This window comes from Streptomyces sp. NPDC096012, assembly GCF_040426375.1.
Classification (GTDB): domain Bacteria; phylum Actinomycetota; class Actinomycetes; order Streptomycetales; family Streptomycetaceae; genus Streptomyces.
Genome location: NZ_JBEOTD010000016.1, coordinates 69,980 through 92,427, shown reverse-complemented (window position 1 = coordinate 92,427; position 22,448 = coordinate 69,980). Strand labels below are relative to the sequence as shown.

20 protein-coding genes are annotated in these 22,448 nt (G+C 71.8%); 9 read left to right on the top strand and 11 right to left on the bottom strand.

The window, feature by feature from the left end; all coding sequences use genetic code 11:
- Nucleotides 1–258: 258 nt before the first annotated feature.
- Nucleotides 259–1,005, bottom strand: coding sequence for a ferritin-like fold-containing protein (locus ABVB68_RS17955; protein ID WP_353602050.1), 747 nt, complete (start codon nucleotides 1,003–1,005; stop codon nucleotides 259–261).
- Nucleotides 1,006–1,509: 504 nt separating this feature from the next.
- Here ABVB68_RS17955 and ABVB68_RS17950 point away from each other — a divergent pair.
- Together ABVB68_RS17950 and ABVB68_RS17945 are read left to right on the top strand one after the other, a co-directional pair.
- Entirely contained in the window at nucleotides 1,510–3,978 is a 2,469-nt protein-coding gene (locus ABVB68_RS17950; protein WP_353602049.1) for a DEAD/DEAH box helicase, read from the top strand.
- Nucleotides 3,979–4,415: 437 nt separating this feature from the next.
- Nucleotides 4,416–5,297, top strand: a complete 882-nt coding sequence (locus tag ABVB68_RS17945) for an alpha/beta fold hydrolase (RefSeq protein WP_353602048.1) — start codon at nucleotides 4,416–4,418, stop codon at nucleotides 5,295–5,297.
- A 273-nt stretch (nucleotides 5,298–5,570) separates the two neighbouring features.
- Here ABVB68_RS17945 and ABVB68_RS17940 read toward each other — a convergent pair whose 3' ends face one another.
- On the bottom strand, nucleotides 5,571–6,476 hold the full coding sequence (locus ABVB68_RS17940) for an NYN domain-containing protein (protein ID WP_353602099.1): 906 nt from the start codon (nucleotides 6,474–6,476) through the stop codon (nucleotides 5,571–5,573).
- Between the two features lie 209 nt (nucleotides 6,477–6,685).
- On the opposite strand from ABVB68_RS17940, the gene ABVB68_RS17935 reads away from it, so the two are divergent.
- Nucleotides 6,686–6,838, top strand: a complete 153-nt coding sequence (locus tag ABVB68_RS17935) for a DUF8834 family protein (RefSeq protein ID WP_330337947.1) — start codon at nucleotides 6,686–6,688, stop codon at nucleotides 6,836–6,838.
- A 45-nt stretch (nucleotides 6,839–6,883) separates the two neighbouring features.
- On the opposite strand, the gene ABVB68_RS17930 is transcribed toward ABVB68_RS17935, so the two are convergent.
- The 3 genes from ABVB68_RS17930 to ABVB68_RS17920 form a co-directional block, all read right to left on the bottom strand.
- Nucleotides 6,884–7,489, bottom strand: a complete 606-nt coding sequence (locus ABVB68_RS17930; RefSeq protein WP_353602047.1) for a MarC family protein — start codon at nucleotides 7,487–7,489, stop codon at nucleotides 6,884–6,886.
- Between the two features lie 139 nt (nucleotides 7,490–7,628).
- Complete coding sequence (locus ABVB68_RS17925) at nucleotides 7,629–8,486, bottom strand: PHP domain-containing protein (protein ID WP_353602046.1); 858 nt, start codon at nucleotides 8,484–8,486, stop codon at nucleotides 7,629–7,631.
- 307 nt (nucleotides 8,487–8,793) lie between these two features.
- Nucleotides 8,794–9,435 carry a DUF6758 family protein gene (locus ABVB68_RS17920; RefSeq protein WP_353602045.1) on the bottom strand — a complete coding sequence of 214 codons (642 nt, stop codon included), beginning with the start codon at nucleotides 9,433–9,435 and terminating at the stop codon, nucleotides 8,794–8,796.
- Nucleotides 9,436–9,593: 158 nt separating this feature from the next.
- On the opposite strand from ABVB68_RS17920, the gene ABVB68_RS17915 reads away from it, so the two are divergent.
- Nucleotides 9,594–10,817, top strand: coding sequence for an MFS transporter (locus tag ABVB68_RS17915; protein WP_353602044.1), 1,224 nt, complete (start codon nucleotides 9,594–9,596; stop codon nucleotides 10,815–10,817).
- Nucleotides 10,818–10,876: 59 nt separating this feature from the next.
- Here ABVB68_RS17915 and ABVB68_RS17910 read toward each other — a convergent pair whose 3' ends face one another.
- Nucleotides 10,877–11,461, bottom strand: a complete 585-nt coding sequence (locus ABVB68_RS17910) for a suppressor of fused domain protein (RefSeq protein WP_353602043.1) — start codon at nucleotides 11,459–11,461, stop codon at nucleotides 10,877–10,879.
- A 458-nt stretch (nucleotides 11,462–11,919) separates the two neighbouring features.
- Between ABVB68_RS17910 and ABVB68_RS17905 the strand changes: the two genes are divergently transcribed.
- Both ABVB68_RS17905 and ABVB68_RS17900 read left to right on the top strand, forming a co-directional pair.
- Nucleotides 11,920–13,044 (top strand): magnesium and cobalt transport protein CorA, encoded by a 1,125-nt coding sequence (locus ABVB68_RS17905; RefSeq protein WP_353602042.1) that lies wholly within the window; start codon nucleotides 11,920–11,922, stop codon nucleotides 13,042–13,044.
- A 23-nt stretch (nucleotides 13,045–13,067) separates the two neighbouring features.
- Entirely contained in the window at nucleotides 13,068–13,580 is a 513-nt protein-coding gene (locus tag ABVB68_RS17900; RefSeq protein ID WP_353602041.1) for a hypothetical protein, read from the top strand.
- 103 nt (nucleotides 13,581–13,683) lie between these two features.
- Here the strand turns inward: ABVB68_RS17900 and ABVB68_RS17895 are convergent, their stop codons facing one another.
- Nucleotides 13,684–14,427 (bottom strand): hypothetical protein, encoded by a 744-nt coding sequence (locus ABVB68_RS17895; protein ID WP_353602040.1) that lies wholly within the window; start codon nucleotides 14,425–14,427, stop codon nucleotides 13,684–13,686.
- Nucleotides 14,428–14,640: 213 nt separating this feature from the next.
- On the opposite strand from ABVB68_RS17895, the gene ABVB68_RS17890 reads away from it, so the two are divergent.
- Genes ABVB68_RS17890 through ABVB68_RS17880 form a run of 3 tightly spaced genes read left to right on the top strand, consistent with a single transcriptional unit; the run spans nucleotide 14,641 to nucleotide 17,702 of the window.
- Nucleotides 14,641–15,936: a magnesium transporter MgtE N-terminal domain-containing protein gene (locus ABVB68_RS17890; RefSeq protein ID WP_353602039.1), complete on the top strand. Its 1,296-nt coding sequence runs from the start codon at nucleotides 14,641–14,643 to the stop codon at nucleotides 15,934–15,936.
- Nucleotides 15,926–16,525 carry a DUF1003 domain-containing protein gene (locus ABVB68_RS17885; RefSeq protein ID WP_353602038.1) on the top strand — a complete coding sequence of 200 codons (600 nt, stop codon included), beginning with the start codon at nucleotides 15,926–15,928 and terminating at the stop codon, nucleotides 16,523–16,525. Before ABVB68_RS17890 ends, ABVB68_RS17885 begins: the two co-directional genes overlap by 11 nt.
- A 43-nt stretch (nucleotides 16,526–16,568) precedes the next feature.
- A complete protein-coding gene (locus ABVB68_RS17880; RefSeq protein ID WP_353602037.1) occupies nucleotides 16,569–17,702 on the top strand; it encodes an Mrp/NBP35 family ATP-binding protein in 1,134 nt (377 codons plus the stop codon).
- Nucleotides 17,703–18,441: 739 nt separating this feature from the next.
- On the opposite strand, the gene ABVB68_RS17875 is transcribed toward ABVB68_RS17880, so the two are convergent.
- From ABVB68_RS17875 to ABVB68_RS17860, 4 genes are all read right to left on the bottom strand, one after another.
- Entirely contained in the window at nucleotides 18,442–18,654 is a 213-nt protein-coding gene (locus ABVB68_RS17875) for a hypothetical protein (protein ID WP_353602036.1), read from the bottom strand.
- A 510-nt stretch (nucleotides 18,655–19,164) separates the two neighbouring features.
- Complete coding sequence (locus tag ABVB68_RS17870; RefSeq protein ID WP_353602035.1) at nucleotides 19,165–19,830, bottom strand: hypothetical protein; 666 nt, start codon at nucleotides 19,828–19,830, stop codon at nucleotides 19,165–19,167.
- A gap of 237 nt (nucleotides 19,831–20,067) precedes the next feature.
- Complete coding sequence (locus ABVB68_RS17865) at nucleotides 20,068–20,505, bottom strand: sec-independent translocase (RefSeq protein ID WP_353602034.1); 438 nt, start codon at nucleotides 20,503–20,505, stop codon at nucleotides 20,068–20,070.
- Nucleotides 20,506–20,588: 83 nt separating this feature from the next.
- Entirely contained in the window at nucleotides 20,589–22,325 is a 1,737-nt protein-coding gene (locus tag ABVB68_RS17860) for a S1C family serine protease (RefSeq protein ID WP_353602033.1), read from the bottom strand.
- Nucleotides 22,326–22,448 lie beyond the last annotated feature (123 nt).

Genomic DNA, 22,448 nt, shown 5'->3' with positions numbered 1-22,448 from the left:
CGCCCGAAGGGGCGCGGAGAACGCACCGAAGGGGGCGCGGGGCCTGCGCACCGAAGGCGCGCGGGGACTGCGAACCGGAGCGGCACGGGGGGGGCTGCGCACCGAAGCGGCGCGGGGACTGCGAACCGGTGCAGGGGGAACTGCGCACCGAAGCGGCGCGGGGACTGCGCGGGCAAGCACCACGCGCCCGCACGACGCCCCGCACTCGGCACTCCGCGCCAGCCGCCCCGGCGCGCGCCCCCGGACCCCGGCGGACCGCTACGCGGCCAGGCCCAGCGCAGCCATCCGCTTGGTGTGCGCCTCCGTGATCCGCGAGAACATCCTGCCGACCTCCGCGAGGTCGAACCCGTCGGCGACCCCGCCCACGAGCATCGTGGACAGCGCGTCCCGGTCGGCCACGACCCGCTGGGACTGCGACAGCGCCTCGCCCATCAGCCGCCGTGCCCACAGCGCCAGCCGGCCGCCCACGCGCGGGTCGGCGTCGATCGCCGCCCGCACCTTCTCCACCGCGAATTCGGCGTGCCCCGTGTCGTCGAGCACGGCGAGCACCAGTTCACGGGTGTCGGCGTCCAGACGTGCGGCCACCTCCCGGTAGAAGTCGCTCGCGATCGAGTCGCCGACGTACGCCTTGACCAGGCCCTCCAGCCAGTCGGAGGGCGCCGTCTGCCGGTGGAAGCCGTCCAGCGCGGCGACGAAGGGGTCCATGGCGGCCGTCGGCTCCTCGCCGATCTCGGTCAGCCGGTCCCGCAGCCGTTCGAAGTGGTGGAACTCCGCCGAGGCCATCTTCGCCAGCTCGGCCTTGTCCCCGAGGGTGGGCGCCAGCTTGGCGTCCTCCGCCAGGCGCTCGAACGCGGCCAGCTCTCCGTACGCGAGCGCTCCGAGCAAATCCACGACCGCGGCGCGGTACTGCGGTTCGGCGGACGCCCGCGCCCAGTCCTGGGCGGCGACACCGGTCGGTTCGGCGGGAGCGGCGGACGCGTTCTCAGGCTTGTCAGAGCTAGTCATGAGGCGCACAATAGCCCGCTCGCCGCCCCTCGGAAGCCCCTGGTCAACCACTGTGACCACGACTACGTGACCGATTCGGCCATCACATGTGCGCGATTCCGGGGTATGGTGGTAATGCGCCTGCTGAGTGCGTCGACGGTGTTCGACGTGTTTCGACGGGGCGCACGCATGAGGATGCCCGGTCGGTGGCCCGATCGGCTCCGACCCGACAGCCCTCCCGATCGTGCGATTCATTCCGTACGACGACCGGAGGGACACCCTCAGCGGTACGAGCGCTAGAGCGTCGGCAGAGGTCCCGTGCTTTACGGCCGGCCCGAGTGGTTCGCCCGTATGGCAGCCGACGTCCCCGGCACGGTCTGTCAAAGACCCCCGCGCTCGCCTCGCACCGCGCCACACAGAAGAGGCATAACCCTGACTACGACGTTTCGAGATCTCGGAATCCTTCCCGAGACGGCCGAGGCCCTGGAAGCCGTCGGCATCATCAACCCCTTCCCCATCCAGGAGATGACGCTCCCCGTCGCCCTTTCCGGCACGGACGTCATCGGCCAGGCCAAGACCGGCACCGGCAAGACGCTGGGCTTCGGTCTCCCGCTCCTGGAGCGCGTCACCGTCCCCGCCGACGTCGAGGCCGGACGCGCCGCCCCGGAGGCTCTCACCGACGCCCCGCAGGCGCTCGTCGTCGTGCCCACGCGCGAGCTGTGCACGCAGGTCACCAACGACCTGCTGACGGCCGGCAAGGCCCGCAACGTGCGCGTGCTGGCGATCTACGGCGGCCGGGCCTACGAGCCCCAGGTCGAGGCCCTGAAGAAGGGCGTCGACGTGGTCGTCGGCACCCCGGGCCGGCTGCTGGACCTCGCGGGCCAGAAGAAGCTGGACCTGAAGCACGTCAAGTGCCTGGTCCTCGACGAGGCCGACGAGATGCTCGACCTGGGCTTCCTGCCCGACGTCGAGAAGATCATCAACATGCTGCCGGCCAAGCGGCAGACCATGCTGTTCTCGGCCACCATGCCGGGCGCGGTCATCGGCCTCGCCCGCCGCTACATGTCCCGGCCCACGCACATCCGCGCCACCGCGCCGGACGACGAGGGCGTCACGGTCGCGAACATCAAGCAGTTCGTCTACCGCGCGCACAACATGGACAAGCCGGAGATGGTCTCCCGCATCCTGCAGGCCGAGGGCCGCGGACTGGCGATGATCTTCTGCCGGACCAAGCGCACGGCCGCCGACATCGCCGAGCAGCTCGAGCGTCGCGGCTTCGCCTCCGGCGCGGTCCACGGCGACCTCGGCCAGGGCGCCCGCGAGCAGGCGCTGCGCGCCTTCCGCAACGGCAAGGTCGACGTCCTCGTCTGCACCGACGTCGCCGCGCGCGGCATCGACGTCGAGGGCGTGACCCACGTCATCAACTACCAGTCCCCCGAGGACGAGAAGACGTACCTGCACCGGGTCGGCCGTACCGGCCGCGCGGGCGCCAAGGGTACGGCGATCACGTTCGTCGACTGGGACGACATCCCGCGCTGGCAGCTGATCAACAAGGCGCTGGAGCTGGACTTCAACGACCCGGTGGAGACGTACTCGAGCTCCCCGCACCTGTTCTCGGACCTCGGTATCCCCGCGGGCACCAAGGGCACGCTGCCGCGCTCGGAGCGGACCCGTGCCGGTCTGGACGCGGAGGAGCTGGAGGACCTGGGCGAGACCGGTGGCCGCGGTGCGCGCGGTCGAGGCGGCCGTACCGACCGGGGCGACCGCTCCGACCGAGGTGACCGCTCGAACCGGGGCGACCGCTCGAACCGCGGTGACCGCGCCGGCCGTGCCGAGTCCGGTGACGGCGAGCGCGCGGCCCACACGCCGCGCCGTCGTCGCCGCACACGCAACGGCGCCCCGCTCGACGACGCCGCCGCCGTCACCGCCACCGCCGCTACGACGACGCCGGCACCGGCGGTCGAGTCCGGCACCGAGGAGTCGCAGGCAACGCGTACCCCGCGCCGCCGTCGCCGTATGCGCGGCGGAGCCCCGGCGGAGGTCGTGCCGGCCGCCGCGTCGCCCGTGACCGCCGAGGCCGCCGAGGCTGCCGTCGAGACGGTGGACGCGGTCGAGGGCCCGGCAGCGCCGGAGGCCTCGGAGAAGCCGCGTCGCCGCCGTACCCGCAAGTCCGCGGAGCGCCCGGCCACGGACGCGGCCGCGGAGATCGCGGTGGCCGACGTCCCGGTGACCGAGCCGGCGCCCGCCGCAGCTCCGGCCGCTGTGGACACGGTGGACACGGCGGAGGCCACCGAGGCCAAGCCGCGCCGCCGCACCCGCAAGGCAGCGGAGCCCGCCACGGCGACCGAGGCCCCGGTCATCGAGACCCCCGCGATCGAGGCCCCGGCCACGCTCGCGGAGGACACCACCCCGGTGACCAAGCCCCGCCGCACCCGCAAGACCGCCGCAGCCGCGGTGGACACCGCCGAAGCGACCGAGGCCAAGCCCCGCCGCACACGCAAGACCGCCGCGGCCGCCGAGGCCGCGGTGGACACCGCGGAGGCCACCGAGGCCAAGCCCCGCCGCACCCGCAAGGCCACCACGGCCACCGCAGCCGCGGTGGAAGCGGTCGACGGAGCCGAGCCCACCGCTCCGAAGGCGCGGCGGACACGGAAGACCGCCGCGGCCGCCGAGACCGCGGTGGACACCGCCGAGGCCACCGAGGCCAAGCCCCGCCGCACCCGCAAGACGGCCGCGGCCACCCCGGAAGCCGACGCACCCCAGGCCGAAGCCGCTCCCGCGGCCAAGCCCCGCCGCACCCGCAAGGCCACCGCAGCCGCGGTGGAAGCGGTCGACGGAGCCGAGCCCACCGCTCCGAAGGCGCGGCGGACGCGAAAGGCCGTCGCCGAGGCGGCCGCTCCGGAGATTCCGGCGCAGGCCACCGAGGAGCCGGAGGTCCAGCCCCGTCGCCGTACGCGGAAGACCGCGGCGGCCGTGGAGGCCCCCGAGGCCTGATCCCGCGGCCCCGCAGGGGCGGCACCCTCACACGCCGGTGGCCCGGTTCACTTCCCGTGAACCGGGCCACCGGCGTTTCGCGGTCCACTTCCCGCACACCCGGACCACCGGCATTTCGCGGTCCACTTCCCGCACACCCGGACCACCGGCATTTCGCGGTCCACTTCCCGCACACCCGGACCACCGGCATTTCACGGTCCACTTCCCGCACACCCGGACCACCGGTGTTTCGCGCACTCGCGCACCCCACACCCTGCGCCGCACCAGCACGCCCGCACACCTGCGGCGGACGTCCCACCCACGTACCGGCCCCCTCTCCCGACCCGTCCCCCCAACGCCCCCACGCCCACGCCCGGCGTCCCACCCCCACACCCGGCGCCGGCTCTCTCGTCGGTCTCACGCGGCCCCCTCCCGCCGCCCCCGATAACCTCTTCCCCATGAGCAGGCCCGCCACCTTCGCCCCGCCTCCCGGCACCCGTGCGTACTCCTTGCGTACGGCGCGGGGTGCGTTCGCCGTCGTCGACGCTCCCGTGGCCGCCGGTGTCGAGCCCAGGGGCGTGGCGCTGCTGCTGCCCGGGTTCACCGGGAGCAAGGAGGACTTCAACCCGCTGCACCTGCCGCTCGCGGCGCGCGGATACCGGACCGTGGCCGTGGACGGGCGGGGACAGTACGAGTCGGACGGCCCCCAGGACGACGAATCCGCCTACGCACAGGAGGAGTTGGCGCTGGACGTGCTCGCGCAGGCGGAGGCGGTGGGAGAGCCGGTGCATCTGCTGGGGCACTCACTCGGCGGCCAGATCTCGCGAGCGGCGGTGCTGATCGACCACGCGCCCTTCCGGTCGCTCACCCTGATGTCCTCCGGCCCGGCGCAGATCTCGGCGTCCCAGCGGGAGCGGGTGAAGTTGCTGCGGGACGCGCTCGCCGTGATGAGCATGGCCGACGTGTGGGACGCGATCCAGGCGATGGAGACGCCCGAGGAGACGGATACGCCCTCGCTCGACGGCGGCCTCGACCCCCGGGACGATCTGCGACGCCGCTGGCTGCGCACCAAGCCCGCCCAGCTCCTGGCCACCGGACGCCAGTTGTGCACGGAACCGGACCGGATCACCGAACTGGCCGCCGTACCACTGCCGTTCCACGTCCTGTCGGGGTCCCTGGACGACACCTGGCCGCTGCCCCTGCTCGACGACATGGCACTCCGGCTGCGGGCACGGCGTACGGTCGTCGACGGTGCCGAGCACTCCCCCAACACCGACCGCCCGCTCGCCACGGCCCGCGCGCTCGCCGAGTTCTGGGACGACGGCGCGGCAACGACGTAACCGGCCGGGGCCACCGGGCACACCCCGCACCGCGCCCGCGACCCGCCCCCGCCATCTCGGCACGGCATCCCGCCCCACCTCGGCACCGCGCCCGCGCCCGCCCTCTCCGCCCCGGCACCGCGCCCGCGACCCGCCCGTCCACACCACCGCAGGACCCGCGAGCCGCCGCGTCCTCCAAGGCGCCGGACCCGCGCGCCGCCGCTTCCTCCGTGGCGCCGGACCCGCGAGCCGCCCGTTCCCCTCGGGACCGCTCTCGCGGGCAGCCCTTCTCTCCTAGTACTGCGCCTGCAGGTGGTCCCAGAAGCCGTCCCTGAGGGCGCGGCGCAGGTCGGCCTGGCCGCGCAGCGAGTACTGGAGCAGGCCCTCGGCCTCGACCAGCAGGTCCTGGTCGACGGAACCGGGCAGGTAGGGGTGGCCGGGGAGCAGTTCGACCAGTGCGTCGCGGCCCCGGGAGGCCAGCCACTTCGCCGCGATCTGGGCGCCGACGAAGCGGACGTCGTCGCGGCCGGGGCGGGTGCCGGCGGTGGCCTCGTAGGCGGCGGCCGTGCGCCGGCTGACGTAGGGCTTGAAGAACTCCAGGTCGAAGGTGCGCTGGCTGTCGACCTCCCACAGCAGCGGCTCGGCCTGGTTGCGGCCCTCGGGGGCCTCGATGCCCCAGAGGTGGACGCGGGCGCCGTACCCCTGGGCCGCCTCGACCGCCGAGACCAGGTCCTCGTCACCGCCGAGCAGGGCCGCGTCGCTGATCGCGCGGTGCCGGGCGAGGGACTCCAGGTCGGAGCGGATGAGGGAGTCGACGCCCTTCTGCTGGTTGTTGGCGTTGAGGTTGCCGAGGCGGACCTTGACGTCGGGGAGTTCCGCGATGGACTGCTGCTCGGCGGTGTGGATGCGGCGGCGGGCGCCGTCGTACCAGTAGACGCGCAGCAGCCGGCTGTCCGCGAAGATCGAGCGGGCCTTGTCGATGAGCGCGTCGATCAGACCCTCGGCGTCGAGATCGAAGGCCCGGCGGTCCTCGGTACCGGCGACCAGCCGGCCCGCGGCTGCGTAGAGGTAGCCCGCGTCCACGAAGATCGCGTGGGTCGAGGGCGTCTTCGCCACCTCGGCGAGCATGCGTTCCAGCAGCTCGTTCGTACGGTCGATGTGGGCGCCGAGGTGGGCCAGGTCGTCGTTCATCGGCTCCATTGTCCCGTTGGTCACAGTGCGAACACAACCGCTCCCGGTCAGTCCGGCAGACGCCGCTTACCGGTCAGTAATTAGCCGTTCGAAAAATTTCTTTAGCGTAGGGAATGTTCGTAACATGCAGCGCGTTGACTACGTACGACACGGGATACACATCCGGTGCACCACCAGTAGTTCTCCGCAGGAGGATGACCAGACGAAGGGAGAAGCCCATGCGCTTCGAAATCATGCGTCTCGACGAGGTCGACGGCACCACCGTGGACAGCACTGTCGTGGACGCCGCCTCCGTCAATCGGATCGTTCAGCAGGCCGCCGCCATCGGACAGCGCCTGTGGATCCGCCCGGCCGAGACCCCGGCCTCGTAGCGGGATTCGGCACTCAAGCTTTCCGGGGGAGCCGAGACGACGTGCTCAGCTCCCCCGGATCACCTGAGTGACCCCGTTGATGATCTGCTGCACGGCGATCGCGGAGAGCATCATGCCCGCGAGCCGCGTCACCAGGACGACACCGCCGTCCTTGATGACCCGGATGATCAGCAGCGAGTAGCGCATCACCAGCCACAGCACGACGTGGATCGCGAGGATCGCGGACCACACCGAGACCTGCGTGGCGACACTTCCCGCCTTCTGCACGGCCAGGATCACGGAGACGATGGCGCCGGGCCCCGCCAGCAGCGGCATGCCCAGCGGCACGAGGGCCACGTTCACGTCCTTGGTCTGCTGCGGCTCGTCGGTCTTGCCGGTGAGCAGGTCCAGCGCGATCAGCAGGAGCAGCAGTCCGCCCGCGATCATCAGCGCCGGAACGGAGACGTGCAGGTAGTCCAGGATCTGATGACCCAGGACACCGAAGACGGCGATGACCCCGCCCGCCACGCAGACGGCCTGGAAGGCCATCCGCTTCTGCACCTTGGCCGGACGTCCGGCGGTCAGGGCGAGGAAGATCGGGGTGATCCCCGGGGGATCCATGATGACGAAGAGGGTCAGGAACAGAGAGCCGAAGACGGCGATGTCGAACATGTGAGCCTTGCAGGACGGAGCCACCGCCGGCGCCGGCCGCCCGGCGGAGCGGGCACGGGCGCACGGCGGACGTGCGGAAGGAAGGGTGGGGGAAGGAGCGGGGTGAGCCGGTCAGCCGGAGGACGCCGGGGTCCGGCCCTCAGACTCCACCGGCCCCCGGAACGGGGAACGCGCCGGTCGACCGCCGCGTGATCTCGCCGTACACCTCGGGGTCGGTCGTGTACGCGCCCAGTTCCACGGTCTTGCGGCTGCCGTGGTAGTCCGAGGACCCCGTGACCAGCAGCCCCAGCTCCTTCGCCAGGCCGCGCAGCCGGGCCCGGGCGTCCGGGTCGTGGTCCATGTGGTCGACCTCGATGCCGTCGAGACCCGCCGCGGCCATCTCGGCGATCGCGGACTCGGGGACCGTGCGGCCGCGCTTGGCCGCTGCCGGGTGCGCGAAGACGGTCACTCCGCCCGCGCCCTTGACCAGCCGGATCGCCTCGAACGGGTCGGTCTCGTGCTTCTCCACGTAGGCGCGCCCGCCGTCGGCCAGCCACTCCTCCGTGAACGCGTCGCCCACCGTCGGTACGACGCCCAGCTCCACCAGCGCGGAGGCGACGTGCGGGCGCCCCACGGAGCCGCCGGCGGCGATCCGCTCGACCTGCTCCCAGGTGACCGGCACACCCAGCGCGTTCAGCTTGGCGACCATGGCCTGCGCCCGCGGCACCCGGTCGTCCCGGACCAGCTCGCGCTCGGCGAGCAGGGCGGGCTCCGCGGGGTCGAAGAGGTAGGCCAGCATGTGCATGGAGACGCCGTCGAAGCGGCACGACAGCTCGGCGCCGGTGACCAGGGTGAGCCCCGCCGGCAGCGCGGCGACGGCCTCGGCGTAGCCGCGGGTGGTGTCGTGGTCGGTCAGCGCGACGACGTCCAGTCCGGCAGCGGCGGCGTTGCGCACCAGCTCGGCGGGGGTGTCCGTGCCGTCGGAGGCCGTGGAGTGACAGTGCAGATCGATGCGCACGGTGACTCCAGACAGGGGCGCTACGGAAGGGGACACCTAAGGATAGCCGGGTTTCCGGCCCGTCCTGTCACACCCGCAACCGGCGAGCGCCCCCTACGGGCACGCCCACGCTCCCCCCGTGGACCAGAGCCCCGACGCCCGCGATGCGCGGCGGCGCCTGGACGGCCACCCCCGACCCCGGCCCGGACGGCACCCCTCGCCCCGCAGGCACCACGGCACGGCCGGAGCGGGCGTGGCGGCAGCACCCGCAACCACGGCCGCACCGGCAACCGCACCCGCAGCCACGCCGCACCGGCACCCGCTGCCGCTAAGGCCGGAGCAGCCGTGGGGACAGTGCCCCGCAGGGGACCAGGTCCAGTTCCGCGCCCGCGTCCCGCAGGTCCGTCAGCACCAGTTCGTCGTACATGAGCAGACCGGCCTGCTCGGGCCACATCACCGCCCACAGCCACATCCCGAGCGCCTCGCCGGCGAAGACGGCGCGGTCGTCGGGGACGCGGTAGACGTGCCAGAGCGGGGTCGGGCGGCCGGCGGCCAGGACCTTGGCCTGCGGCGGCTTCTCGACGTTCATGTACGACCCCGGGTCCGGGCCGTCGATGCCCGCGTACCGCGCGCCGAGTCCGACACCGAGTTCCTCGGCGATCAGGATCAGCTCGCCCGGGCCGCCGAGCGGACCGGGTCCCGAACAGGCGACGGCGGTCGCGCGGCCGCCGCTCCGGTCGTCGCCCGCGTAGGCCACGCCCGTGAACAGCCACCCCACCGGCAGCGGCCACGGCATCCACACGGGCACCTGCGTGCGCTGCACGACCACGCCGAGCGCCTCGACGCTGGGCGGGATCACGGGCTGCAGCGGATACACCGTCCCGTGCACGTCGCACTGCCACGTATCGGCGAAGAGACCGGGAGCCCTGACCCGGCCACCGCACCTCGGGCAACTGGGTTCGCCCCTCATAGGGCTCCACGGTCCTACCCCTGCCGCGCCACGTCAAGGACGATCACCCGTCCGGGGGGAACACCTGACCAGCCGAAACTAGATGCAGTTTGCATTAATTAGCTGAGCTAACTTACTGTATGTATAAACCAACTACTTTGCCGGGATGGGAGAAGCACATGGACCCCCTCGACGCGGGAGCCGGCGGCATCCTGCGACAGCCCAAGGCGGTCTGGGCCACGGCCGGCGCCTGCGTCGTCGCCTTCATGGGCATCGGCCTCGTCGACCCGATCCTGCCGTCCATCGCGCAGGGCCTGCACGCCACCGCCGGCCAGGTGTCCCTGCTCTTCACCTCGTACTTCCTGATCACCGCGGTCGCCATGCTGCTGACCGGCTTCGCCTCCAGCCGCATCGGCGGCCGCAAGACCCTGCTGCTCGGCCTCGCCCTGGTGGTCGTCTTCGCGGGCCTGGCCGGCACGTCCGGCTCGGTCGCTGAGCTGGTCGGGTTCCGGGCCGGCTGGGGTCTGGGCAACGCGCTGTTCGTCTCCACCGCCCTCGCCGTGATCGTCGGCGCCGCGGCCGGCGGCAGCGCGGCGGCGATCCTGCTGTACGAGTCCGCGCTCGGCCTCGGCATGGCCTGCGGCCCGCTGCTCGGCGCGATCCTCGGCAACGAGAGCTGGCGCTACCCCTTCTTCGGCACGGCCACCCTGATGGCGGTCGGCTTCCTCTGCATCACGGCGTTCCTCAAGGAACAGCCCAGGCCCGCGCGGAAGACCTCGATCCTGGACCCGCTCAGGGCGCTCGGCCACGGTGGTCTGGCCTCGGCCGCGGCCTCGGCGTTCTTCTACAACTACACGTTCTTCACCGTGCTGGCGTTCACCCCGTTCGTGCTGAACATGACGCCGTACCGCTCGGGCGCGGTGTTCTTCGCCTGGGGTCTGCTGCTCGCCGTCTTCTCGGTGATCGTGGCCCCGCGCCTGCAGGCGCGGTTCGGCTCGCTGAAGGTGCTCGGCGGCTCACTGGTGCTGCTGGCCGTGGACGTCCTCGTGCTCGGCTACGGCGACCACACCGCGGCCGTCGTCTGCACGATCCTGTCCGGCGCCTTCATCGGCGTGAACAACACCGTGTACACCGAGCTGGCCCTCGGCGTCTCGGACGCACCACGCCCGGTGGCGAGCGCGGGGTACAACTTCGTCCGCTGGTTCGCCGCCGCCGCGGCGCCGTACTTCGCGCCGAAGATCGAGGAGTGGACCGACACCCACATCCCGTTCGTGGTCGCGGCGGTCACCGCCGTGCTGGGCGCGGTGGTGGTGGCCGTACGGCGCGGGGCGCTCACCCGCGAGGCCGAGGAGCTCCGGACGGCGCACGCCGCCGAGGACGGAATCACGGTCTTCGCCAACTGACCCTTGCTGGCCGGGTGTTGGTGAGATCGGTCACTTCGGCTTCGCCGGTGACCGCCGGTTCAGTCGAGCGGGACGGAGCCGCGGGTGGGATCCCGCAGGTCCGTCCCGTTCGCCAGCCAGCGCTCCTGGAGGGCCTGGGCGCCGTGCACCCGTTTCCAGGCGGCCTCGTTCGGGGTCATGGGCAGCAGCGGCAGGAACCGCACGGGGTCCAGCGGGGCGTCCAGCTCGAGATCCTCCACCAGCCCGCCGGGCTCGCCCACCAGGACCGAGGTGAAGGGGGCGCCGGGCCACAGCGGCCCACCGACGTCCAGCGAGGCGCCGGGCGTCACCACCAGACCCTCCACCTGGGGCGACGCGGCGAGGACGGCGAGCGGGCGGAGCACCTTGTCGGTGTCGGCGACGCCCGCGCGGACGGACAGGACCAGCTCGGCGCGCGGCCCCGCGACCGGGTCGGCGAGCACCGCCGTGGGGTCCGCCATGGGGTGGCCGGACATGCCGAGGGTGGCGTACCGGACGACGTCCTCCTGCCGGAAGCGGAGCACCTCGATGCGGTCCGTGCCGAGGAAGGTGACCGCGGCGCGCGCGTCCGGTTCGCCCAGCGCGGTGTTCAACCGAGCCTCGACCAGAGGAAGAACATCAACCATGCGGTGAGCATAGAACTCGTCAGCTGCGGGCAAAGCGGCGCCTTGACAGTAAGGGCGGCTGGTACTCTGAGCCGGTGGTTCGGGGCAGCACGCAGAAGCGTCGCTATCGAGTCCCGGCGCCGACGACACTCCCTTACGAGGGACCGGCCGGAGGAGGTGGGGCTGTCATGGATCGAAGTCGACCTGGTAGTACCACTCGCTCTTCCGGCTGCTGATGTCGTTTCCGGCTGGCTGCCGCCCTCACGTTCGCTTCGTCGTTCGGAAGAGCACTTCGTCTCGCTCTGCCTGATCTGCCTGATCTCCATCAGTTCTGCATCAGTAGCGAAGTCGCCACCGCGACGATGCGGTGCTCCCCGCTTTGTGGACGTACCAAACATCCGCAGTCAGGACGTCCCCATTCCGGGTAGTTCCACCCGTTGCCGCGCGCTTTCGCTGCCCGCCCGCGAAGGAGCCTGCCCATGTCGATGATCCGCGACCTGCGCGCCGTGGTCCGCCCGTCGTCCCGCGTCTCGCTGCGCAAGGACACCGGCGCCTCGTACGACACCACGCGCGACCCGGCGACGCCCTCGGCCGTCGTCGACTGCGCGGTCTACCGCGACGGGGCCCGCGTGGAGCACGGGAAGCCGCTGACCCCGCACGAGGCGATGCGGCTGGTGCGCCGCGACGGCGGTTTCGTCTGGATCGGCCTGCACGAGCCGACCGAGGCGGAATTCGCCGGAATCGCGAGCGAGTTCGGGCTGCACCCGCTGGCCGTCGAGGACGCGGTGCAGGCGCACCAGCGGCCGAAGCTGGAGCGCTACGACGATTCGCTGTTCACCGTCTTCAAGACCATCCACTACGTGGAGCACGACCGGCTCACCGCCAACAGCGAGGTCGTGGAGACCGGTGAGGTCATGTGCTTCACCGGCCGGGACTTCTTCATCACCGTGCGGCACGGCGGCCAGGGCTCGCTGCGTGCGCTGCGGCACCGCCTGCAGGACGACCCCGAGCTGCTCGCCAAGGGCCCCTCGGCGGTCCTGCACGCCATCGCCGACCATGTGGTGGACGGCTACATCGCGGTCGCCGACGCGGTGCAGGACGACATCGACGAGGTGGAGACCGAGGTGTTCTCGCCGGGCCGCAAGGGTGGCGTCTCGCGTGGTGTGGACTCGGCGCGGATCTACCAGCTCAAGCGTGAGGTGCTGGAGTTCAAGAGGGCGGTCGCTCCGCTGCTGCGGCCCATGCAGCTGCTGAGCGAGCGGCCGATGCGGCTGATCGACCCGGACATCCAGAAGTACTTCCGGGACGTGGCCGACCACCTCGCCCGGGTCCAGGAGCAGGTCATGGGCTTCGACGAACTGCTCAACTCCATTCTCCAGGCGAACCTGGCACAGGCGTCCGTCGCGCAGAACGAGGACATGCGCAAGATCACCGCCTGGGCGGCCATCATCGCCGTGCCGACGATGGTGTGCGGGGTGTACGGCATGAACTTCGACAACATGCCCGAGCTGCACTGGAAGTACGGCTACCCGGTGATCATGGGGGTCACGGTGGTCCTGTGTCTGAGCATCCACCGCACACTGAAGCGCAACGGCTGGCTGTGAGCCGGCCTCGATAGGCTGGGCACATGACAAGCGAGCTGCTCGACCGGGCCCTCATCGAGGAGGCCGTCAAGAAGTCCGGCCTCATCTGGGTCAGGGGCGCCGGTGCCTCCGAGGCGCGTGCCCTGTGGCACGTGTGGCACGAGGGCGCCGTGTGCCTGGTCGGCGACGGGCCCGGTGAGCAGCCGCTGCCGGCGCTCGTGGACGGCGGCGCCGCCGAGGTGACCGTGCGCAGCAAGGACAAGGGCGGCCGGCTGGTGACGTTCCGGGCGACCGTGTCCGAGCCGGCCTCCGGGTCGGCGCAGTGGGAGACGGCCGTCGCCGAGCTGAAGGGCAAGCGGCTGAACGCCCCGGACGGCGAGGAGATGCCGGCCCGCTGGGCCCGGGAGTGCCGGGTACTCCGCCTGGTGCCGACCGGCGCCGTCGAGCCGTTGCCCTCCGGCAGCCTGGCGGAGCGGCCGGTGGCGTCCCCGGCGACGACCCGCGAGCCGGTCCCGGCGGGCCTGCCCAGACTGCTGGCCCGGCGCCGCAGGAGATGACCCACCCCGCCGAGGAGCGCGGCGCCGGGCCCGCCGGAGGCGAACGCCGGGACCGGCCGGCGCGATGGCCGGGTGCCGGTCACCGGAGCCGCCCGGGCGTCCGTCATGACGTCGGCAGCTGCTTGCCGTAGTCCACGGTCGCGGAGCCGGCCGGCGCCGTCACGGTGAAGTCCTTCCCCCAGTCCGAGAAACCGAGGGTGCCCGCGTCGCCGGCGCGCACCAGGCGCAGCGGATACGGCTCGCCCTCCAGGGAGACGTCCAGGGTGCCGCCGGAGCCCTTGTCGCCGGTGATGCGGATCGTGCGGGTACCCGACTGATCGTGGTGGCCGTCCGTCGCCAGCGTGCCGTGCAGCGTCAGCAGACCGTCGAGGAGGACCGCCTTGTCCGTGAAACCGCTGAACTTCTTGTACGCGGGATCCCCTTGCGGCACCTTCACGTACTTGCCGTCCAGCTTGCCCGTGGCGCCGTCGCTGCCGTCGGCGTGGTTCCAGAAGTCCGCGTCGGCCTTGAGGTACAGCTGCCGTCCGACCCGCAACAGCTTGAAGGTGACCCCCTGCGAGGTCACCGACCCGCTGCCGCCGCCGGCCTTCAGCTGCATGTCCAGCCGGTACGTGCGGCCGCTGGTGACCACGGTCCCGGACAGCCGTACCGCCGGTGCCGCTTCCGCCGCCGCCCGGGTCCGCGACTGGATCTTCCCGGCGGGCAGCTTGCCCACCCCGTTCGTCCCCGCGTCCGGATCGCCGTCGCCGCCGCACGCCGCGAGCAGCATCGCTCCCGTGACGGCCAGTGCGCAGGTCGCGGTCACCAGCGCGGTCCGGCGGGTACGGCCCTGGAAGATCGCAGTCACGGATGGAGCTGCCTTTCTGACGGTTCCTGAGCGGCGTACCGCAGCGTACCGGTGCCCCGCCCACCCGGCGGAGCCAGTCCGTCCGGACTCCCCACCAGGGCGTATCCGACCGGTAAGGGCTAGCCTGAAGCGCACCCGAGCAGGCAAACACGAGCAAACCCCTCGCACCGCACACCCTTCCCCCAGCGATCCCCAGGCAAAGGAAGCACAGCCATGGCAGCCGGCGTCCCCCGGATCTTCGTCTCGCACCTCGCCGGGGTCCCCGTCTTCGATCCGGCCGGCGACCAGGTGGGCCGCGTCCGCGACCTGGTCGTCATGCTGCGCGTCGGGCGACGGCCCCCGCGCGTCCTCGGGCTGGTCGTCGAACTGTCCACCCGGCGCCGCATCTTCCTGCCCATGACCCGGGTGACCGGCATCGAGTCCGGCCAGGTCATCACCACCGGGGTGCTCAACGTGCGCCGCTTCGAGCAGCGGCCGACCGAGCGGCTGGTCTTCGGTGAGCTGCTGGACCGGCGGGTGACCCTGGTGGAGACCGGCGAGGAGGTCACGGTCCTCGACCTGTCCGTGCAGCAGCTGCCCGCGCGGCGGGACTGGGAGGTCGACCGCGTCTTCGTCCGCAAGGGGAGGAAGGGCGGCGCCTTCCGGCGGGCCAAGGGCGAGACGCTGACCGTGGAGTGGTCGGCCGTCACCGGGTTCTCCCTGGAGGAGCACGGGCAGGGCGCCGAGAGCCTGCTCGCCACCTTCGAGCAGCTGCACCCGGCCGACCTCGCCAACGTCCTGCACCACCTCTCCCCCAAGCGGCGCGCCGAGGTCGCGGCCGCCCTCGACGACGACCGGCTCGCCGACGTGCTGGAGGAGCTGCCGGAGGACGACCAGATCGAGATCCTCGGCAAGCTGAAGGAGGAGCGCGCGGCGGACGTCCTGGAGGCCATGGACCCCGACGACGCGGCCGACCTGCTCTCCGAACTGCCCGAGGAGGACAAGGAGCGGCTGCTGAGCCTGATGCAGCCCGCCGACGCGGCCGAGATGCGGCGCCTGATGTCGTACGAGGAGCACACGGCGGGCGGTCTGATGACCACCGAGCCGATCGTGCTGCGTCCGGACGCCACCGTCGCCGACGCGCTCGCCCGGATCCGCAACCCGGACCTCTCCCCCGCGCTCGCCGCCCAGGTCTACGTCTGCCGGGCGCCCGACGAGACCCCGACCGGCAAGTACCTGGGCACCGTGCACTTCCAGCGGCTGCTGCGCGACCCGCCGTACAACCTGGTCAGCTCGCTCGTCGACGACGATCTGCAACCCCTGGCCCCCGACGACGCGCTGCCCGTCATCGCCGGGTTCTTCGCCACGTACGACATGGTCGCCGCGCCCGTGGTCGACGAGTCCGGGGCGCTGCTCGGCGCGGTCACCGTGGACGACGTACTGGACCACATGCTGCCCGACGACTGGCGGGAGACGGAGTTCCATCTGGACGAGGGCCAAGGAGAGGAGGCGGCCGCACATGGCTCCTGAGCGCGAGAGCACCCGCGAGCGCGTCCCGGCGGGCGCCACGGCCACCTCCCGGCACCGTGCCCGCCTGGACCAGCCGCGCCCGCCCCGGCGCCGGATCCTGCCCGAGTGGGACCCGGAGGCCTTCGGCCGGCTGTCGGAGAAGATCGCCCGGTTCCTGGGCACGGGACGCTTCATCGTCTGGATGACGGTCGTCATCATCGCGTGGGTGGTGTGGAACGTCGCCGCACCCGGCCATCTGCGCTTCGACTCCTACCCGTTCATCTTCCTGACCCTGATGCTGTCCCTGCAGGCCTCGTACGCGGCCCCGCTGATCCTGCTCGCGCAGAACAGGCAGGACGACCGCGACCGGGTCAACCTGGAGCAGGACCGCAAGCAGAACGAGCGGTCCATCGCCGACACCGAGTACCTGACCCGGGAGATCGCCGCGCTGCGCATGGGCCTGGGCGAGGTGGCCACCCGCGACTGGATCCGCTCCGAGCTGCAGGACGTGGTCAAGGAACTGGAGGAGCGACGGCGGCACGACGGGCACGTCGTATTCCAGGCAGAGCGGACGGAACGGCCGCCGGGACGTGACGCAGAAGACCGCTGAGTGGCTACCCCGACGCCCCTCGGCGCCCCGTACCATCGTCCTTATGGCTACGGAAGACGCGGTGCGCGAGGCACTGGCGACGGTGAACGACCCCGAGATCAACCGCCCGATCACCGAACTCGGCATGGTCAAATCGGTGGAGATCGGCGCGGACGGGGCCGTCGCGGTCGCCGTGTACCTGACGGTCTCCGGCTGTCCCATGCGCGACACGATCACCCAGCGTGTCACGGACGCGGTCTCCCGGGTCGAGGGCGTCACCCGTGTCGACGTCGTCCTCGACGTGATGAGCGACGAGCAGCGCAAGGAGCTGGCGAACGCCCTGCGCGGCGGCCAGGCCGAGCGCGAGATCCCGTTCGCCAAGCCGGGCAGCCTCACCCGGGTCTACGCGGTCGCCTCCGGCAAGGGCGGCGTCGGCAAGTCCTCGGTGACCGTGAACCTGGCCGCGGCGATGGCCGCCGACGGCCTGAAGGTCGGTGTCGTGGACGCCGACATCTACGGCCACTCGGTGCCGCGCATGCTGGGCGCCGACGGCCGGCCCACCCAGGTCGAGAACATGATCATGCCGCCGTCGGCGAACGGCGTGAAGGTCATCTCCATCGGCATGTTCACCCCGGGCAACGCCCCGGTGGTGTGGCGCGGCCCGATGCTGCACCGGGCGCTGCAGCAGTTCCTCGCCGACGTGTACTGGGGTGACCTGGACGTCCTGCTCCTGGACCTGCCGCCCGGCACCGGCGACATCGCGATCTCCGTGGCCCAGCTGGTCCCGAACGCCGAGATCCTGGTCGTGACGACCCCGCAGCAGGCGGCGGCGGAGGTGGCCGAGCGCGCGGGCTCCATCGCGGTCCAGACCCACCAGAAGATCGTCGGCGTGGTCGAGAACATGTCCGGGCTGCCGTGCCCGCACTGCGGCGAGATGGTCGACGTCTTCGGCACGGGCGGCGGTCAGAGGGTCGCCGACGGCCTGACACGCACGACCGGAGCGTCCGTCCCCGTCCTCGGCTCCATCCCGATCGACGTGCGCCTGCGCGAGGGCGGCGACGAGGGCAAGCCGGTGGTCCTGACCGACCCGGACTCCCCGGCGGGCTCCGCGCTGCGGGCGATCGCCGGAAAGCTGGGCGGCCGTCAGCGCGGGCTGTCCGGTCTGTCGCTGGGGATCACGCCGAAGAACAAGTTCTGACACCGCACGCCTGCGATCTGCGGCTCCGTCCCTGGTCAGCTTTCTGACCAGGGACGGAGCCGTCGACGTTTGTCAGCATTGGTTGTCGTTGAGCGCCCCCGCACGGTCCAGGGACGGCCCGAGCGGGATCCGCGGCGTGCTCCTCCATGCAAACTATGGGCGGGACAGTCGCTGACGGTCGTTGCGCTGGCCTGACAGCCAGGTAAGGCCACTGCTCGTCGTCTGCGGTGCAGCGGTTGCTGTACCTCGCTGCTGTACAGGTTTAGCAAGTCTCATCCAGGAGCAACATCGAACGGCCGTCGTCCGACTCAAACTCGTACGCGTGATACACCGGCTCAAGCGGCCAATCCGGGCCTTTGATGGCCCCTCCCGGACCTTCGAAGCGCTCCTCTGCACGCGTCCAGGTCTCGGCGCGCTGGTCAACGGGGACATCTTGCAACCTCGTACTCGCCCCGTGCCCAACGGCCATCAACGATGCCGAGGCGGCCAATCGCCGAGCCACCCGAACGTCCAGAGGACCACGCTTCAACTGCCACCGAGCTCCGGCGTGCTCGTCGATCACACCAGTCTCGACAACGGACCCCCATTGTTCGGGCGGATCAGATGGTTCCATCGAGGCGAGGAACTGCTGAAACGACTCGCTACGGCGAGGCTTGCGGGGCATGGTTCCTGCTTTCGCGTGAGTGATCACGGCCCCGTAAGCGGCTCATCCAGGACGGCAAGTGGCGGCACGGTCATTTCAACCAGCGTCCTGCTCACGGGACCGGCGCCGCTTCGGGCGAGGACGGATGCGGTCAAGGATGGCGCCCGCGGTCGTCACCACGCCAATCACGAACAGGAGGGCGGAAACGATCCGCAGCATCCCCTCGCCATATAGGGCCTGGTAGCCGAACCAAGCCAGGGCGATGCAGGTCATCAGACGGTCGCCGAATCTCCTAAAGCGCGGTTCCATGCGTACTCCCGAGTCAGGTACGCCCGCGAAACGGGCCAGCTGAGTGTGGCATGGACCTGCTGGCTTCTTGCCACCCACCACCCTCCCCTGCTCCCATCCCGTACGCCGTCGACCCACACACCGTGGAGCAGGCGTGGTTCCTGGCGTCCAGGTGGAGCGCGCCACTGTACGAACGACTGGACGCCAGGGGCCGCGTCTGCTCGGCTCTGCCTGGGTCGATGGTGTGCGGGATGGGAGCCCACGCCCTCTTCACCGAGGCTTCCCACTCTGACGGCCCGATCACGGCCCCGGATGACCTGGAAGGTCTCTGACCTGCTGTTTTTGCAGACGAACAAGTTCTGAGCGGTACGACCGGGCGGACAAGCGGTACGACCGGACGAAGAAGGGGCGCCGAAGACAACGGCGCCCCTTTCGTCATGCGTACGCAACTTCAGGCCTGCGCGACTTCACGCGTACGCGACCTCACGCATGCCCGGCTTCACGCATGCCCGGCTTCACGCATGCCCGGCTTCACGCGTACGCGGCGACGTCCTTCACCACCGCGAATCCCAGTCCGTACGCGCTCATTCCCCGGCCGTACGCGCCCAGGTGGACGCCCGCCCCGGTGGTGCCGGCCAGTACCCAGCCGAACTCGGACTCCCGGTAGTGGAACGGCATGGCGACCCCGTCCACCGGGAGCGAGAGCCTGGACCACTCCGCCCCCTCGAGATCGTCGGCCAGCGCCCACGCCGTCTCCGTCTGCTGGTCCAGCCAGTCGTCCCGCAGGCTGTGGTCCATCTGGTGGGGCCAGGTGAAGGACAGCAGCCCCACACCGGCCAGCCATGCGGCCGAGGCGACCGACGTCGCCTCCAGCAGCCCCGTACCGTCCGCGCTCCGGCGCGACGGCTGCGCGGCGACGGTGACCACCACCGCGAACTTCTCCCGCGGCTCACCGGCGGAGCCGGCGTCGGCGCGTACCGAGGGCTCGTCGCCGTGCCCGATCGAACCGTGCTCGACGGCGCCGTCCGCCGCGGTACCGACCTGCATCAGCCAGCGCGGCCCCGTGAAGGCCTCGTCGAGGCCGTACCACGGGAAGGGCGCCTGCAGGTAACCGTCGACCGTACGCCGGGCGGAGGGGAGCTGCTGTCCGCCCTCCGCGGCCGGCGGCTGCGCGCCCACCCGACTCGTCGTCTCCATCTGCCCGGACGCCTCCTCGCTCTCGTCGGACCGGGGCGGCCCGCCCCCCTTCGGGCGTACTCGTCCGGTCCGCACAACAACTCGGCAGCATATCCACACCGCCGGGAGCGGCTGGGCAGGCGCTGGATGCGTGGGTCGCGCGAACGGCCTGTTCAGGCCGTGTGCGACCGGCGTGCGTTATGACGTGCGTCACGTGCGCGTCCTGCGTGCGCGTGCGCGTGTCGGGGAAGGCGATGCCTAGGTGGCGTCCGCGTCGAAGGGCGGCCGGTCGTCCTGGCCGGGGCCGTCCTCGGGCTGCTTGGTCATGTCGATGCGGCCGGCGGCAGCGGGAGAAGGACCCGACGTGTCCGTGTCACGGCTGTTGACCGCGTCGGTGACCTCGGCCATCTCCTTCTTCAGGTCGAAGCCGTTGCGGATCTCCTTCAGCCCCAGGTCGTCGTTGTCCAGCTGCTTGCGGATGAACGCCTTGGGGTTGAGGTCCTCGAACTCGAAGTCCTTGAATTCCGGGCCCAGTTCCTGGCGGATGTCCTGCTTGGCGCTCTCGGAGAACTCGCGGATCTTCCGGATCGTCCGCGTCACGTCCTGGATGACCTTCGGGAGCTTGTCCGGACCGAACACGAGCACGGCGAGCACGACGATCGTCACCAGCTCCAGTGGTCCTATGTCATTGAACACCTGACGCTCCTCGCGAGTCCTCGGTCGCTCAACGGTACCCGGCGTATCGGTCCGACCGGTACCGCCCCAAGGTGAGACTTCTGTCAGTTGTGCGCCGAGGCGCCCAGCACGAGTGAGACCCTCCGCTCGGCGCCGTCGCGTTCGACGGACAGCCGCAGCCGGTCGCCGGGCCGGTGGGCGCGGATCTTGACGATCAGCTCCTCGCCGCTGTGGACGCGCTCCGAGTCGACCTCGGTGATGACGTCGCCCGCCTCGAGCCCGGCCCGTGCGCCGGGGCCGCCCTCGGTGACGGCGGGGCCACCGCCCGCGCTCCTGCTGTCGATGCGGGCTCCGTCGCCGGTGTAGCCCATGTCGAGGGTGACGCCGATGACGGGATGGGTGGCGTGGCCGTCGTTGATCAGTTCCTCGGCCACGCGCTTGGCCTGGTTGACGGGTATGGCGAAGCCGAGGCCGATGGAACCGGACTGGCCGCCCTTCGGCTCGGAACCGCTGCCGGCGGAGCGGATCGCGGAGTTGATGCCGATGACCTCGGCCCGGGAGTCGAGGAGGGGCCCGCCGGAGTTACCCGGGTTGATGGGCGCGTCGGTCTGCAGCGCGTCGACGTAGCTGACGTCGCTGCCGTCGCCCTTCTCGCCGCCGGCCGTGATGGGCCGCTCCTTGGCGCTGATGATCCCCGAGGTGACCGTGTTGGCCAGGTCGAAGGGGGCGCCGATGGCGACGACGGGGTCGCCGACCTCGACGTCGTCGGAGTTGCCGAGGGGCAGCGGGGTGAGTCCGTGGACGCCGTGCACCTGGACGACGGCGAGGTCGTATCCGCTGTCCCGGCCGACGACCTCGGCCTTGACGGTCTCCCCGCTGCTGAAGGTCACGGTTATCCGGCCGCCCGACCCGGCGGGCTCGACGACGTGGTTGTTGGTGAGGATGTGCCCCTGGCCGTCCAGCACGAAGCCGGTGCCGGTGCCGGCCTCCTCGGCCCCGCTGACGTGCAGGGTGACGACGCTGGGCAGGGCGCGGGCGGCGATCCCGGCCACGCTGTCCGGCGCCCGGCCGGCCGGCACGCCTCCGGCCTGGGGCAGGCGCACGTCGTCGCCCAGTCCGGTGCGCTCCACGTACGCTCCCACGGCTCCACCGATGCCCGCGGAGACGACCGCGACCAGCACGGTCCACACCAGCGCCAGCCGCTTCGCCCGTCCGCCGCGCCGCTCCTGCGTGGGCACGGCGGCCCCGGTCTGCTGCAGCGGCCCGTAGCCGAACGCGTGCGCCCCGCCCCAGGGGTCATAACGACGCTCTCCCGCGCCGCCGCCTTCCGCCGGCCCGGAGAGGCCTGGCACGGGGGCGCGGAGCGGGGCGGGCGGCTCGGGGGCGGGGGTGGGCGTTCCGAGGGTGGGGGTGAGGGATTCCGGGGCGGGCGTAGAGGTGTGCGTCCCGAGCATGGGGGGCGCCGTATCGGGCCCGGGGGCGGGGGACACCGGGGCGGTCGCTCCGAGGACGGGCACGGGGGTGCCCTGTGCCGGGGTGGCCGCCGGGTGCTGCACGGGCGGAGCGGGTGCCCAGGGGCCGGGTTCGCCGTACGGCGGGGTGCTGTAGGGGTCGGGGTCGTGCAACGGCTTCGGCCGCTCGACGGGGGCCGTCCAAGCGGTGTCCCCGACCTCGGCCCCTGCCGCTCCCCCGGTTCCAGCGGCTCCGGCCCCTGCCGCTCCCCCGGTTCCAGCGGCTCCGGTTCCGGCGGCTCCGGCTCCGGCGGCTCCGGTTCCGGCGGCTCCGGCTCCTGCCGCTCGCTCCGGATCCCGCTGCGGCGGGACACCGTTCCCCTCGTTCATGCTCTCCCCACGGCTGGCCACGGCCGCGCGCTCGGGCGGCGGCCGCGGAACGTCGACTTGGCACCCGGGGCATCGCCGCGGGCACGGCCCTCACCGGATTCAACCAGGTTCCCGGCCGGTGGC